The 15,322-nt window shown below is 70.9% G+C and carries 11 protein-coding genes; 8 read left to right on the forward strand and 3 right to left on the reverse strand.

Annotated features, from left to right (window positions below):
- The first annotated feature begins 19 nt into the window (after nt 1–19).
- Nucleotides 20–1,693: a S8/S53 family peptidase gene (locus IEY63_RS12720; protein ID WP_189069392.1), complete on the forward strand. Its 1,674-nt coding sequence runs from the start codon at nt 20–22 to the stop codon at nt 1,691–1,693.
- A gap of 88 nt (nt 1,694–1,781) precedes the next feature.
- Here the strand turns inward: IEY63_RS12720 and IEY63_RS12725 are convergent, their stop codons facing one another.
- The gene (locus tag IEY63_RS12725; RefSeq protein WP_189069393.1) at nt 1,782–3,791 is read right to left on the reverse strand and encodes a DNA gyrase subunit B; all 2,010 of its coding nucleotides are present in this window, start codon (nt 3,789–3,791) and stop codon (nt 1,782–1,784) included.
- 282 nt (nt 3,792–4,073) lie between these two features.
- Here IEY63_RS12725 and IEY63_RS12730 point away from each other — a divergent pair, with 282 nt between their 5' ends.
- Complete coding sequence (locus IEY63_RS12730; RefSeq protein ID WP_189069394.1) at nt 4,074–6,062, forward strand: vWA domain-containing protein; 1,989 nt, start codon at nt 4,074–4,076, stop codon at nt 6,060–6,062.
- Between the two features lie 49 nt (nt 6,063–6,111).
- Nucleotides 6,112–6,369, forward strand: coding sequence for an NAD(P)H-dependent oxidoreductase subunit E (locus IEY63_RS12735; RefSeq protein WP_189069395.1), 258 nt, complete (start codon nt 6,112–6,114; stop codon nt 6,367–6,369).
- Between the two features lie 59 nt (nt 6,370–6,428).
- On the opposite strand, the gene IEY63_RS12740 is transcribed toward IEY63_RS12735, so the two are convergent.
- Both IEY63_RS12740 and IEY63_RS12745 read right to left on the reverse strand, forming a co-directional pair.
- Complete coding sequence (locus IEY63_RS12740; RefSeq protein ID WP_229784691.1) at nt 6,429–7,709, reverse strand: S41 family peptidase; 1,281 nt, start codon at nt 7,707–7,709, stop codon at nt 6,429–6,431.
- Nucleotides 7,710–7,806: 97 nt separating this feature from the next.
- Nucleotides 7,807–8,361, reverse strand: coding sequence for a hypothetical protein (locus IEY63_RS12745; protein ID WP_189069397.1), 555 nt, complete (start codon nt 8,359–8,361; stop codon nt 7,807–7,809).
- A gap of 93 nt (nt 8,362–8,454) precedes the next feature.
- Between IEY63_RS12745 and IEY63_RS12750 the strand changes: the two genes are divergently transcribed.
- From IEY63_RS12750 to IEY63_RS12770, 5 genes are all read left to right on the forward strand, one after another.
- Complete coding sequence (locus tag IEY63_RS12750) at nt 8,455–9,633, forward strand: class I SAM-dependent rRNA methyltransferase (protein WP_189069398.1); 1,179 nt, start codon at nt 8,455–8,457, stop codon at nt 9,631–9,633.
- Nucleotides 9,634–9,700: 67 nt separating this feature from the next.
- Complete coding sequence (locus IEY63_RS12755; RefSeq protein WP_189069399.1) at nt 9,701–10,417, forward strand: M23 family metallopeptidase; 717 nt, start codon at nt 9,701–9,703, stop codon at nt 10,415–10,417.
- Nucleotides 10,414–11,379, forward strand: a complete 966-nt coding sequence (locus IEY63_RS12760) for a TolB-like translocation protein (protein WP_229784692.1) — start codon at nt 10,414–10,416, stop codon at nt 11,377–11,379. Before IEY63_RS12755 ends, IEY63_RS12760 begins: the two co-directional genes overlap by 4 nt.
- Before the next feature lie 149 nt (nt 11,380–11,528).
- The gene (gene uvrA, locus IEY63_RS12765) at nt 11,529–14,639 is read left to right on the forward strand and encodes an excinuclease ABC subunit UvrA (protein WP_189069400.1); all 3,111 of its coding nucleotides are present in this window, start codon (nt 11,529–11,531) and stop codon (nt 14,637–14,639) included.
- Entirely contained in the window at nt 14,636–15,274 is a 639-nt protein-coding gene (locus tag IEY63_RS12770) for a hypothetical protein (RefSeq protein WP_189069401.1), read from the forward strand. Before uvrA ends, IEY63_RS12770 begins: the two co-directional genes overlap by 4 nt.
- Nucleotides 15,275–15,322: the final 48 nt, after the last annotated feature.

The raw sequence follows: 15,322 nt of genomic DNA on the forward strand, positions 1-15,322 counted from the left end.
GCCTGCCGGAGGGACCCTCATGACTCGATCCGCCTGCCCCGCCCGCCTCACCGCCCTGAGCCTGACGTTGCCGTTCGCTCTGCTGGGGACCGCGCCCGGCCAGTCGGCCCCCACCCCATCACGGACGCCGCCCACCCTGGCCGCGGTGCGCCCAGCCGGACTGTTCCCCGAGGCCGCCGCGCCCGGCGAGACCGCCTGGATCTACGGCCTGACTGGCGTGCCCGCAGCAGGGCAGCTGAATGTCGGCGGGCAGGGCGCTGCGTACCGCTTGGACCGCGACAGTGGCTGGCTGGCCTTCACGGTGCCCCGGAACGCCGCCGGTGGGCCGCAGAACATCACCCTGCGCGGCGCCCCCCAGACCCTGAGGCTGAACGTGCTGACCGTGCCGCCTGGTACCGCCGCCCTGCTGTACGTCCGTCCGGAGGCGGTGAAGACCGTGCAGGCGGAGTACCGCGGCCGACTGCAGGTGCTGGCTGAACGCTGCGCCACGCGCTGTCCGCAGGAGGTGCAGGCGACCCTCAGCGGCCTGAGCGCGCAGCCGCCGCCCACGCTGACGCCCGTGCGTGTCCCCGTGCGGGGCGCGACCCCGCCAGCCGCGGCGCCCCTGGCGGCCCCCCGCGCGCCTCAGCTGACCCTGAACGCCCTGCGCGCCACCACCCTGACCCAGCTGCTCAGCCCGGCCGTGCGGGGAGCAGCGGCGCCCGCTGACTCCATCTGCTCGGCGCTGGCCGGCACCGTGCCCGCCGCTGGCCTGCCGCTGGGACAGGTGCTCACGCTGCTGGAACTCGTCTTCGCCGGGGACCTGCAGACCGACCCCACCCGCGTCGGCTGGCCCGACCAGGCGCAGGACCCGCCCTACGCGAAGGCTGCGCCCGCGGACGTGCTGGCCCGGTTGCTGAACCTCCGGTCCGCGGGTGGCAAGGGCGTGACCATTCACGTGCTCGACACGGCCAGCGCGGCCGATGATCCCTTCACGTACAGCGGGCAGTACTACAACGTCAGCTTCACGGGCCGCTCCGGTCACGGCCGCGCCATCGGGCAGATTGCGCAGGTGGTCGCGCCGGGCGCGGGCGTCACGTACCGGCAGGTGTGCGGCGCGGACGGCACCTGCTCCACCCTGAAGACCGTGCAGGCCCTGTGTGCTGTCGCGGACGAGGCGCGGCGCGGCGGGCGGCACGTCGTGAACCTCAGCGTGGGCAGCCCGAACCCCACGCGCGGCCTGGAACTCGCGCTGCGGGAACTGGCGGGCCTGGGCGTTCCCACGGCCGCCAGCTACGGCAACCGCGACGACTGCCCGCGCCTGAGCCCCGGGGACCGCTGCAACCACTACCCCGCGGACTGGACGCGCTCCTTCGAGTTCGGCCCGGCCATCACCTTCGCGTCGCGCAGCCTGCGGCCCACCATGCTGCTCAGCGTGGCCGGGTGGGACCTCGCGGGCCGGCAGCTGGCCACGTACAACCGGGGCGTGGGCAACCCGGGCGTGCTGACCGAGCCGCCCAGTGTGCAGGCCCCCGGTGAGTTCTGGCTGGGCGCGCCCACGTTCCCGTACTTCGGGACGAGTTTCGCCGCGCCGGTCGTGAGTGGGGTGCTGGCCCGCTGGATGAGCTGCCAGTCCGGCGTGCCGCTGCTCCCGCTCGTGACGGCCAGCGATCAGCCGCCCATCGCGCCAGCGGTGAGCAACGCCTGCCCCTGAGTCTGGGCGCGCCGCACGACCAGGGGGCAACGAAAAGCCCAGCCCTTCAATGCGAAGGGCTGGGCTTTGGTCTGGGCGTGCTGTGGGCTTAGACGCTGATTTCAGCGAAGCGGGCGTTCTCCTGAATGAAGGTCTTGCGGGGGGCGACGTCGCTGCCCATCAGGTTCTCGAAGACTTCGTTCGCGACGATCAGGTCCTCGATCTCCACGCGCTTGAGGGCGCGGGTTTCGGGGTTCATGGTGGTGTCCCACAGCTGGTCGGCGTTCATCTCGCCCAGACCCTTGAAGCGCTGGATGTCGTACTTCTTGCCTTCCTTCGTGGCGCGCGCGACGTGCTCCTTGAGTTCCTCGTTGGTGTAGAGGTACGTGCCCTTCTTCTCGCGGCCGACCATGATGCGGTACAGGGGTGGCTGCGCGATGTACAGGTACCCGGCCTCGACGATGGGGCGCATGTAGCGGTAGAAGAAGGTCAGCAGCAGCGTGGCGATGTGCCCGCCGTCCATGTCCGCGTCGGTCATGATGATGATCTTGTGGTAGCGGAGGTTCGACAGGTCAAAGTGCATGCGGTCGCCGGTGCCCTCGACGCCCGCGCCGATCGCGGCGATCAGGGCGCGGATCTCGGCGTTCTTCAGGATCTTGTTCAGCTCGGCCTTCTCGACGTTCAGGATCTTGCCGCGCAGCGGGAGGATCGCCTGGAAGCGGCGTTCACGGCCGCCCTTGGCGGAGCCGCCTGCACTGATGCCTTCCACGATGAACATCTCGGATTCGCTGGGGTCCTGACTGGAGCAGTCAGCCAGCTTGCCGGGCAGGTCGTCGTTTTCCAGGGGGTTGCTGCGGCGCACGATGTCGCGGGCCTTGCGGGCGGCCTCGCGGGCGCGGGCGGCCTCGGCGGCCTTCTCAACGATGGTCTTGCCGACCTTGGGGTTCTCCTCAAGGAACTCGGCGAACTTCTCGCCGACCACGGCGTTCACGGCGGTCTGGGCCTCGCTGTTCAGCAGCTTGACCTTCGCCTGCGACTCGAACTGCGGGTCGCCCAGTTTCACGGACACGACGCAGTAGATGCCTTCCAGCAGGTCGTCGCCGCTGGGGACGGGGTTGCCGTTCTTGATGAGGTTCTTGTCCTTGGCGTACTTGTTCAGGATGCGGGTGTACGCGGTCTTGAAGCCGGTCAGCGGGGTGCCGCCGTCACGGGTGCGGATCATGTTCGCGTACGTCAGGATGTTGTCGCTGGCGTAGGTGTTCGCGTGGATGAACGCCACCTCGACCTCCACGTCGCTGTGCTTGCCGCGCATGACGATGGGCTGGTCGTACAGGAGTTTGCTGTCGTCGGTGACCAGGGCGCGGGCGAAGTTGGCCACGCCGCCCTTTTCGTGGAAGGTTTCTTCCTTGACGTGCCCGGCGTGCAGTTCGGTGCGTTCGTCACGGATGACGATCTTCAGGCCCGTCAGGTACGCCAGTTCGCGCAGGCGGTTGCGGATGCGGTCGTAGTTGAACTGGTTGTCGAACTCCTTGAAGATCGCGGGGTCCGGGTGGAAGCTCACGCGGGTGGCCCAGGTGACGTCCTTGGGCGTGGGGCCTTCGTCGCGCAGGGGCTTGACCAGCATGCCCTTCTCGAAGCGCACGTTGTGCAGGTGGCCGTGCTTGTTGACGGTGACGTCCAGGTAGAGACTCAGGGCGTTCACGACCGTGGAGCCCACGCCGTGCAGGCCGCCGGAGACCTTGTAGGCGCCCTGGCCGAACTTGCCACCGGCGTGCAGTTCGCTGAAGATCACTTCGATGGCGGGGCGGCCCTTGCTCTGCATGATGTCGATGGGAATGCCGCGCCCGTTGTCGGTGACGGTGGCGGCGCCGTCGGCGTGCAGGATGATGTGGATCTCGTCGGCGAATCCGGCGAGGCCCTCGTCGATGCCGTTGTCGATGATTTCGGTCAGGAGCTGGTGGTAGCCGTCCACGCCGGTGCCGCCCTGCACGTACATGCCGGGGCGTTTGCGCACGGCGTCCATGCCTTCGAGGACGCTGATGTCGGCGGCGGTGTACTCGGCGCTGGGGCCGGTGGTGGTGGTGATGTCCTGCACGGTGGATTCGTCGGTCTGGGTCATGTCACTCCTGGGGCGCGCCCGGCGGGGTGGCCGGGCGGCGCTGGTGGGTGGGTGAGTGGGGGTGGGAGGCGCGCTGGGCGCGTCTTCTGTGTCTGTTCAGTATACTACCAGGGTTGAAAATGGTCAAATATTTTACGTCTATAGCAGAATAAATTCGTGGGGATCGCCAGCAGGACGAATCCCAAAAACGGCGACATCAACGGCCTCCGCACGGTCCACGCACTTGGCCCATCTGGGCCGCACACCCCGCCCCACCCCTGAGGCGTCACAATAGGCAAGCGAATGTCGCGCGCCGCTCCCCTCATCCTGCTGCTGCTGGCGTCCACCGGGACCGCCCAGACCGGGGTCACACCGACCGCCCCCACCTGCGCCCTGCCCCCCGCGCCGCTCCCCACCCACACCCGCGTGGTCTTCATCCTGGACACCAGCGGCAGCATGCGCGGCATCGGCGACGGCCGCGCCGACATCTTCACGCGCATCAAGGCGCAGCTGAACACCTTCGTGCGCGCCGCCCAGCCCGACCGGGTCGACCTGATCACCTTCGACTCGGGCCTGCGCACCCGACGCAGCTTCACCGCGCCCGCCGGGAGTGCCGCGTGGAACGCCGCCCTGGGCACCCTGACCGCCGACGGCCGCAACACCTTCCTGTACCGCAGCGTCCGCGACGCCCTGCGCCCCCTGACCGCCCAGAGCGGCGAGGTCACGCAGGTGTTCGTCCTGACCGACGGGATCGACAACGACACCCCGGGCGCCGGCACGGCCGTCACCGCCGTGGACGCCCTGAACGCCTGGACCGGCCGGGGCCCCCTGGACCGCCTGACCTACGTCGCCCTGGGCACCGACATTCCCCCCGAAGCCCGCACGGCCCTGAGCGCCAGCACCTACGCCAGCGGCCTGACCGTCCCCGTCAACGTCATCCCGGACCTGAGTGGCCCGGGCCTCGAAGGGGGCCTGCGCCACGTCACCGCAGACACCCTCCCCGCCCCCTTCCCGGCGGGCACCCCCACCACGCTGGGCAGCGCGGATCCCGAACTGCGCCTCGCCGGACCTGCACAGGGCGGCGTGCTCCACCTGCACGTCTCGCCCGGCCTGCGCCCCGGGACGCCCGCCCTGCTGTGCGCCCCGCCCGTTCAGGGCCGCGCGTGGACCGCGCCCCGCGCGCGCCAGGTGCTGCTGCGCCTGACCGGCCAGCCGTTCACCTGGCTGAACCCCGGCGCGGACCTGCACCTGCGCGGCGGCGAGGACGTCGTCCTGCGCCTGCGCGCCGCGCCCGGCGTGAACACCGCCGCGCTGCGCCTGGGCACCCTGCCGCCCGGCGTCACGGGTCGCGTGGACGCCCCTGCCGGCACCCGGGACTTCACGGTCCGCCTGAGCGCCACCCGCCCACAGCCAGAGTTGACGGTCACGCCCACCCTCCTGCTGCCCGGGGTGGGGGCCGTACCGCTGCCCACCCTGCGCGGGCAGGCGGGCGGCCGCACGCTGAGTGCCCCGGCGAACACCTCCACGGCAGGCACTGCCCCCACACCGACGTCGTCCCTGGCGGGGCGCTGGGCGTGGCTGGCGCTGCTGCCCCTGCTGGCCCTGAGCGCCTGGGTGGCCCTGCGGCGCCGACCTGCCGCGGCTCCCGCGCCGCGCGCCGCGCCGGTCCGCCCGTTCCTGCCGGGCGTCGAGGGCATTGAGTACCGCGAGGACCGGACCGTGCACCTCGTCACGGCCGACGGGGAGGTCGCGGGCGTTCCCACCCCCCTGGGCGGCCCGTTCGACCTGGGGCAGCTGAGCCGCGTGCCGCACCTGAGTGGCCTGCGCGCCGAACAGCACCGCGACGGCCTGAAACTCCTGCGGTTGCCCCCGGACCTGGACGTCAGCCAGGGCGCGCGCCTGCTCGCCGCGGGGGACATCGTGCGGCCCGGCACGCTGATCGGCGTGGCTGTCGCGCGGCAGGTCCGCGCCCCCCGCCCCGAACTGGGCGACCTGACCGGGCTGGGCCTGCCGCTGGCCCTGCACGTCATGGGCGCGCACGTGCAGGTCCGCGGTCCCTACGGCGAGCACGCCCTGCGCCTGCATGCCCCCGTCACGGACCTGGGGCAGGCCCTTGGGGCGCCCGCCCTGGACGGCCTGCGCGTCACCCTCAGCGGCGGGACCCTGCTGCTGCTGAGCGCCCCGCCCGGCGTGCAATTGCGGGCCGCCGGGGAGACGCACCCCCTGCGGGACAGTCAGCCGCTGCCGCCGCACGCCGTGCTGGACTTCCTGCCGCCCGACTCCTCCGCCTGACGGGCCCGGAAATGCTCTAGAGTGACCCGCCTGAAGGAGGCCGCCTGCTGTGCCCGTCACCCGCCTGGAAATCTGCACCGAACACCTGAGCATCGACCAACGAGAAGACCTGCTAGACGCCGTCTGGGACGCGCTTCGCATCAGCCCCGGCATGGTCACCGCCGACGGGAACGTGGAACTGAGCCTCTCGCAGTGCGGCCCCAGCGTCGCCGCGGAGGACGCGCCCCTCGTGCGGGTGGGGGACGTGGAGTACCGCAACGTCACCCCGCAGCGCCTCGTGACCCTCATGAAACGCTGGAGCCGCTAGCCGGAAAGCCCAGAGGAGCCCGCGCCGGAAGATGTCCGGCGCGGGTCTTCCTCGTGGGCCTACCGCTGCTCGGGTGGGCGCAGGCCCTGCGCGTCCCTGAAGGTCAGCAGCGCGGCCTCCAGGGTGCTGTCACGGCCCGTGGTGGTCAGCAGCGCCAGGTCCGTGGGCGCCAGCACGTCCGGCGTGACCCGTTCGGGCAGCGGCGCGCCGTCCGGCCCGAAGGCCCGCAGGATCGTGACCGACACCACCCCACCGTCCGGCAGGGGCATGAAGTTCACGCCGCTGTTCTCCACGCCCTTGGTGGCCTCGCCCACCGCGACCGCCCCGGCCCGCTGCGCGTAGAACGTGAACACCTCCGCGCAGGACGCGGTGTTCGGCCCGACCAGCAGCGCCGTCGGCCCAGCCCACACGGGCGGCGGTGGGGGACCCGCCGCCGGGCGGGGCGGCGCGAACCGACCGTCCGCGCCGCGGTACACGCTGCTGCCACCCCGCGACTGCATGCGGTACTCGACGGGCGTGAACACACTGGCCGCCGCCACGCACTGCGCGAGACTCCCCCCACCATTGAAGCGCAGATCCACGATCAGGGCCTGCGCGCCGCCCGCCCGCGCCTCCTGCACGCGCTTGACGAACAGGGCCGCGGCGTCCTCAGGCAGGAAGGTCGGGTAGCGGATCAGCGCCGTGCGGTTCCCTTCCCCCACCCAGGAGAGCGTCGGTTCATCGCGCGCCTGCAACTGGGCGCTGCCCAGCGTGAGCGTCAACTCCGGGCTGCCCGCGCGCTGCACCGTCACCGTCATGGGCTGCGCCGCCCGTTCCAGCCGCACAAATTCCTTCGGGCCAACCGGGGCGTCCTCATCCCCACGCTTCCCGGCCGCCTGGCCCTGCACGGTGGTGATCAGGTCAAACTCACGCAGGCCCGCCTGCGCGGCCGGACTGCCGGGCATCACCCCGGCGACCAGCAGGCCACCCTCGACCCGCACGACCCGCGCGCCCGTGCGGGGCACCGCGAGGTTCTCCTGCTGCTCCCGCAGCCGCTCGGCGCCCTCGGCATCCCGGACGTTCGTGTGCGCGTCCCCGAACGCCTTGAACAGGTCCCCCAGCACCGCGCGGCCCGTGTCGAACGAGCAACTGTCCCCCTGCGGCGCGCAGCGCTCCGCGAGCGTCTGCGCGTACTGCCGGGTCAGGTCACCAATGTTGCCCGTCGCCCAGCCGAAATAATTACGCTGCACCTGCCGGGTTGCTGCGTCGAACAGGTCCGTGGCCGGGCTGCCCAGCGCGGCAGGGGAGAGCAGCAGGGTCACGCCCAGGCCCAGCAGGCGAATGCGGAGATTGTAAGGCACGCCTGACGCTACGGCAACGACGCGGCCGTGTCCGGTGCGCGGCTCACCATCCCACTTCATGAAGCGGGGGCCGCGCCCATCAGGGCCACGCGGGCGGTCAGAGACGCGCGCTGGCCTTCATGCCCGTTAGGTCCAGGGTGTCCCCGAACAGGCTCTGCCCCACCGTGAAGCGCATCCCGAAGAACCCGTGCCCGGCCTTCGCCGCGGCGTCCAGGGCCGCGCCGCCCAGCGCGAATGCCACGCCCTGCCCAGCCGTCAGGGTCATCTGCCCGATGGCCTGACCGGTCTCACCCGCCGCTTCGCACACCACCATGCCGGGCGCAGTGGGCGTCGCGGCGTACGTGGTGCAGGTCGCCGGCAGGGCCTTGAGGTCCGTGCGCACGTACATGTCCACGGCGCGCAGCGTGCCCAGCCCACCCGTACGGTACGTGGCCGTCCCGCGCACCGTGATCTGCTGCAGGGCCGCTGGCACCGTGTTGCCCGCCAGACTGTCCCGCGTGAGGTACACCACCTTCCCGCTGAGCGCGCCGCTGGACGGCAGGTCCAGGTGCGAGTTCTTCACGTCCACGCTGGGCGTGGGAATCAGGCCGCACCCGGCGATCAGGGTGCAGGACAGCAGGGCGAGCAGGGGGCGGTGGACGCGGGTCATCACGCCCGGCAGTATGGCCCGCCCCGGACGACCGGAGGGTGAGGGGCGCCGCCGGGCAGCGTTCATGCACTGGCAGGCCTCTGCTACCCTGCCCTGATGAAGAAGTCTCCCACCGTTACCCTGCAGGCCCAGGCGGTGCGCCGCGTCGCGGGCCGCTATCCCTTCGGGCACAGTGGCGACATCGCCCGCGCCGACGACGGCATTCAGCCCGGCGAGGTCGTGAACGTCAAGGGCCCGGACTCCAGCAAGGTGATCGCGCGCGGGTACTTCAACCCGCAGGGAGGGACACCCCTGCGCCTCCTGACCTGGCAGGACGAGGACATCGACCTGAAGTTCTACCGCGCCCGCGTGAAGGCCGCCCTGGCCCGCCGCGAGGGCCGCATCCTGAACACCGACGCCATGCGCGTCCTGCACGCAGAAGCCGACGGGATGCCCGGCGTGATCGCCGACCAGTTCGCCGGGACGCTGGGCGTGCAGCTGCGCAACGCAGGCGTCGAGCGGCACCGTGACCTGATCGTCAGGGCCCTGCGCGAGGAGACGGGCGCCACCAGTGCCTACGAGCGCAGCGATACCGGCGAGCGCCGCAAGGAGGGCCTGGACCTCGTGACCGGCACCCTCTGGGGCGACGTGCCGGACCGCGTGGAATTCTTCGAGGACGACCTGAAGCTGCACTTCAACCCGATGGACGCCCAGAAGACCGGCTTCTTCCTCGACCAGCGTGACAACCGGCGCCTGATGCGCACGTTCGTGCAGCCCGGCGCGGGCTTCCTGGACGTGTACTCATACACCGGGGGCTTCAGCCTGCACGCCGCCAAAGCAGGCGCGAAGGCCGTCGCCATCGACAAGGACAGCGTCGCGCTGGGCGCGCTGGAGGGCGCGGCGCGCGGCAACGCCCTTCAGGTCGGCGTGCGCTGGGGCGACGCCATCGAACAGCTCGACGCGCTCGTCAAGGAAAAACGCACCTTCGGCGCGATCGTCCTTGACCCGCCCACCCTCGCCAAGCGGCGCGACGACGTGCCCCGCACCAAACGTATCTTCACGGACGGCGCCGCCCGCGCCCTGCGGATGCTGGACAGTGGCGGGCACCTGCTGATCAGCACCTGCGCGCACTACATCCGCGTGGACGACCTGCTCGACGCCGCCCGCGTGGCCGCCGCCGAGGCGAACACCGACGCCGAGGTGCTCGACGTGACCTACCAGCCCGCCGATCACCCGCACCTTCTGAGCGTGCCCGAGAGCCTGTACCTCAAGAGCATCCTGCTGCGCAAAGCCTGAAGAAACCGGCAGGGGAGAAGGTGGCCGCGCCTACCCTGCCGCGCACTTGGGGCGGGCAGCATCGGGTATGGCTGCCCGCCGAATCCTGCTCCTGGCTGCCGCGCTGACCGGCGTGGCCCTGGCCCACTACGCCGCGCCGCTGCCCCTGAATACCGTCGCGCCCGCGAAAGCGCAGTTCGGCCTGCCGTTCGCAGGGCCGCCCGGCCCGGACACCTGGATGCTGGGGCAGGGCTACGGGAACACGACCGGCGCGTACCGGCAGAGGCGCAGCACGTACGGGAACCTCCAGGGCATCCACGCGGGCCTGGATTTCAGCGCGCCGTGCGGGACGCCGGTGCGGGCCATCGGGGATGGCGTGGTCGCCGAGGTGGACGGTCCGCACGGCAGCCCGCCTCACAACGTGGTGGTGGATCACGCCGGGAACCTCTCCAGTCTGTACGGGCACCTGCGGGTACGGTCCAGCGTGCGCGTGGGGCAGAAGGTCACGCGCGGACATGTCATCGGCGAGAGCGGGGACTCGCAGGGCACCTGCGTGAGCGCACCGCACCTGCACCTGGAACTGCGGGACCGCTCGCATCAGCGCTTCTTCAACCCGCTGCCGTTCATCGCGGCGGACTGGAATTCGCTGGCGCTGGCCGGGAGTTTCGGGCGGGGCTACGAGTACGACCTGGAGCGTCCCCGGCGCTGGCAGACGCCGGATTCACAGCCTGCCGCGCTGCGGGGCGGGGCGCTGCTGAACGAGTACCGCCAGCCCTGGCCGCCCGCCCCCGGAGGGGCGAGGTGAGGCGCGCCGCCCTGGCCCTCGCGGCCCTGCTGTCCGGTGTGGTGGAGGCCGCCACGCTGCCGTCCCGCGCGGTCCTGGGGGGCGAGTGCTGCCCCGGCGTGGTGTGGACGCCGGATTCCCGCGCGCTGCTGTTCCTGGATGGTCCCCCGGCGCGCGGCTCGACCGGCATCTATCAGGTGGCTGCGACCGGGGGCGAGGTCACGCGGCGGTTTTCCAGCGTGGCGTTCTTCTCCCCGGCACTGAAGTGGGCGGTGCGGCCCGGCGCGGGCGAGGCGACTACCCTGGAACGCCTCGCGGACGGGCGGCGGTTTACGCTGCCCACCTACGGCTCGGACGTGACCTGGACGCGCAGTGAGACGCGGCTGGCGTACGCGCGCAGCGACACGAGCGGCAACTACGACCGCCGGGTCACGCGGGTATTCGTCGCGGACGTATTCGGCGCATCCCGGCTGGTGGCGACCTTATCCGGCGGCAGCATTCACGGCTGGCTGGACGACACGACCCTGCTCCTGAGCGGCAAGCCCAGCGCCGGGGCGCGGGACCGCGAACTGTTCACCCTGAACACCGGCACGGGCGCGCGCCGCACCCTCAGGACCGCGCTGGGCTTCCGCTCGGTGACGCTCAGTGCAGACGGGCGGCAGGTCGCGTACACGGTGTCGTTCGACAGTGCCGCCCGCAACGGCCTGTGGGTGCAGGGGACCGCCAGCGGCAGCCCGCGCGAACTGAGCGTGTTCGGCTCGTACCGCTGGCGGGACGCCACGCGCCTGCTGCTGATTCCGCTGAGCACGGCGGGCGGCCCGCACACGCTGCGGCAGTACGACGTGACCGCGAACGCCTGGAAGACCCTGGGGGACCTGGGCGATCAGGTGAGACTGGCGGACTGGTCGGTGAGCCCGGATGGCCGCCTGATGAACTACCTCAGCGCCCGGGACGGGAACGTGCGCGTGCTGACCTTGCCGTAATGAAGGATGAGGCTGAGGGTCATAGCAGAATCCCGGCCTGACCTGATACACTGTCTCGTTTCCGAAGCGCAGGGGCGACCTTACGCACGCAACGTAACTTTCCGGCGGCCCGCCGCACGCACGCCAGGCCGCGCACGAGGAGCCACACCTTGCAGAACAACCTGATCGTGAAGGGCGCGAAGGCCCACAACCTCAAGGACATCACGGTGGAACTCCCCCGCGACCAGTTCGTGGTGATCACCGGCGTGTCCGGCAGCGGCAAGAGCACCCTGGCCTTCGACACCATCTACGCCGAGGGCCAGCGCCGCTACGTCGAGAGCCTCTCGGCCTACGCCCGCCAGTTCCTGGGCCTGATGGAGAAACCCGACGTCGAGAGCATCACCGGCCTCTCCCCGGCCATCTCCATCGACCAGAAAACCACCAGCCACAACCCCCGCTCCACGGTCGGCACCGTCACCGAGATCCACGATTACCTGCGGTTGCTGTACGCCCGCGTGGGCACCCCGTACTGCCCGGTGTGCGGCCGCAAGATCGAGAAGCAGAGCCCCAGCGAGATCACCGACCGCCTGCTGGCGGGTTTTCCCGACAAGCGCGCCATCCTGCTCGCCCCGGTCGTGCGCGGCCGCAAGGGCGAGTACCGCAAGCTGTTCGCCGACCTGCGCCGCGAGGGCTTCGCGCGCGTGCGGGTGGACGGCACGCTGTACGAACTGGAAGAAGCCGAGAAGCTGAAGCTGGAGAAGTTCGAGAAGCACGACGTGGACGTGGTCATCGACCGCGTGACGCTGCGCGAGGGCGACCGCAGCCGCATCGCCGAGAGCGTCGAACTGGGCCTGCGCCGCGGCGAGAGCCTGCTGCGCGTTCTCATGCCCGATGGGGGCGAGGACGGCGGGGCGCACGAGGAACTGTACTCCGAGAAGTTCGCCTGCCCCGAACACGGCAGCGTGCTGGAGGAACTCGAACCCCGCTCGTTCTCCTTCAACTCGCCGTACGGCGCGTGCGGGGACTGCGCGGGCCTGGGCAGCAAGCAGGAGTTCAGCCCGGACCAGATCATAGACGACAAGCTCTCCATCGCCGAGGGCGCGATCCTCCCGTGGAGCAAGAAGGGCACGGGTGGCGGGGTGTACTACTGGGACAAACTCCAGGCGCTGGCCGAGCACATGGGTTTCAGCGTGAAGACCCCCTGGCGCGACCTGCCCAAGGCGGCGCACGACGCGATCCTGCGCGGTCCCGGCGCGCCGTTCGAGGTCGTGTACCGCCGCGCGGGCAAGGAAACCATGCGCTTCATGACCGAGTTCGAGGGCGTCATCCCGAACCTGGAACGCCGCTACGCCGACACGGAAAGCGACTTCATGCGCGAAAAACTGGAAGAGCTCATGGAACTCCAGCCGTGCCCCACCTGCGGCGGCACCCGCTACAAACCCGAGATCCTCGCGGTGCGCGTGGGCGGCCTGAACATCAGCCAGGCGAGCGGCATGAGCGTCCTGGACGCCGACACCTTCTTCCGTGCCCTGCAGGGCGGTGGGCTGGACCACGCGGCCATCGAGCCGTTTCTGAAGGGCCACCTGGGCGGCAGCGCGAAGGCGCACGGCCCGCGCCACTACGAGTACGTGCTGAACGACTTCGGCTCGGCCGTCGCCGCGCCCATCCTGAAGGCCATCCGCACCCGCCTGAAGTTCCTGGTGGACGTGGGCCTGGACTACCTGAGCCTGGACCGCACCGCGAACACCCTGTCGGGCGGGGAGGCGCAGCGCATCCGCCTCGCCACGCAGGTGGGCAGCGGTCTGACCGGCGTGCTGTACGTGCTGGACGAACCCTCAATCGGCCTGCACCCCAAGGACAACCACCGCCTGATCGGTACGCTGAAGCACCTGCGCGACCTGGGCAACACCCTGATCGTCGTCGAGCACGACGAGGACACCATGATGGACGCCGACTACCTCGTGGACATGGGCCCCGGCGCCGGCGTCCACGGCGGGCAGGTCGTGGCCTTCGGCACCCCGGAGCAGGTGAAGAAGGACAGGAACAGCCTGACCGGGAAGTACCTGCGCGGCGAACTGAAGATCGAGGTCCCGAAGAGCCGCCGCCGCGGCAACGGCAGGGACCTGCGAGTCGTCGGCGCGCGCGAACACAACCTCCAGAACGTGTCCATCGACATTCCGCTGGGCACCATGACGGTCGTGACCGGCCCGTCGGGCAGCGGCAAGAGCACTCTGATCCACGACATCCTGCACGCCACCCTGGCGCGCGAACTGAACGGCGCGAAGACCACACCCGGCAGATATGACCGCATCGAGGGCATGGAGCATCTGGACAAGGTCATCGAGATCGACCAGAGCCCCATCGGCCGCACGCCGCGCAGCAACCCCGCCACGTACACCGGCGTGTTCACCGAGATCCGCGACCTGTTCACCCGCACGCCCGAGGCGCGGCGGCGCGGCTATCAGGCCGGGCGGTTCTCCTTCAACGTGAAGGGCGGCCGCTGCGAGCACTGCAAGGGCGACGGCGTCATGAAGATCGAGATGAACTTCCTGCCCGACATCTACGTGCCGTGCGAGGTCTGCAAGGGCGCGCGCTACAACCGCGAGACGCTGGAAGTCAAATACAACGGCAAGACCATCGCTGACGTCCTGGACCTGACTGTCGAGGACGCCCAGAGCTTCTTCGAGGCGATTCCGGCCATCGAACGCAAGATGACGCTGCTGTGCGACGTGGGCCTGGGCTACATGAAGATCGGGCAGCCCAGCACCACCCTCTCCGGCGGGGAGGCGCAGCGCATCAAGCTCGCCACCGAACTCAGCAAGCGGCCCACCGGGAAGACCATCTACATCCTCGACGAGCCCACCACGGGCCTGCACTTCGAGGACGTCCGCAAGCTCATGGAGGTGCTGCAACGCCTCGTGGAGGGCGGCAACACCCTGGTGATCATCGAGCACAACCTCGACGTCATGAAGTGCGCCGACCACATCATCGACCTGGGCCCCGAGGGCGGCGTGCGCGGCGGCACCGTCGTCGCCACCGGCACCCCCGAGGAGATGGCCGCGCACCCCACCAGCCACACCGGCGAGTACCTGCGCCGCGTGCCCGGCATCGTGGCCGCCCAGCCCAGAACAGCTCAGCCCGGCGCCACCGCTGCGCCAGCCGAGCCCGAGACCGCCCCCAAGAAGGCCAGACGCGCCCCGAAGAAGACGGCCGCCAAGGAGCCGGAACTGGTCGGCGCGGCCCCCACCCGCAAGGGGCGTGCTAAGAAAGAAAGCGCATGACCGCGCCCGACTCTGCCCCCGCTCCCCAGCCCACCCCGCCGGTCACCCCGGCGGCCGCGCCTGCCCGCACCCGCCGGGCCCGGCGTGGCCGCCGGCCGGACGCGCCGCCCCCGCGCATCACGCCGGGCCGCGCCCTGGCACACCTGCTGGGCGGCCTGATCACCCTGGCCGTGCTCGCGTACTTTCAGTGGACGCCGGGCGAGTGGCCGGTGCGCCTGCTGACGTGGGTGGCGCTGACCATCATCGCGGACGAGTTCGACGGCTGGTACGGCTACGCGGCCCTGCTGCTGGGCGGCCTGGGGTACTTCAGTCCCGTCCCGCCCCCGGAGCAGTGGAGCGTGATCCTGCCCCTGGTGGGCGGCGCGCTGGCGGGCGTGCTGCTCATCAAGCACTCCGGCGGGCTGTTCGTGCTGCCGTTCGCGGCCGCGCTGTACGCCGCTGTGATTGTGGGCATGGGCCGCTTCGCCACCACCCTCGATCACGGCCTGACCCTGCCCACCAACGAGGCCTTCCAGCGGACCGCGCTGATCGCCATGGTCATCGGCCTGAGCGTCAGCGCCGTGCGGCGGATCGTGAGCCTGATCCTGCGCTCCCGCGCCCGCCGCGCCCAGCGGGCCGCCGCCCTGAACGCCTGACCGGTCACGCCGCGCCGCCCTGGCCACTCGCCGGGGCGGTGTTCTCAC

Source organism: Deinococcus radiotolerans (genome assembly GCF_014647435.1).
GTDB lineage: Bacteria > Deinococcota > Deinococci > Deinococcales > Deinococcaceae > Deinococcus > Deinococcus radiotolerans.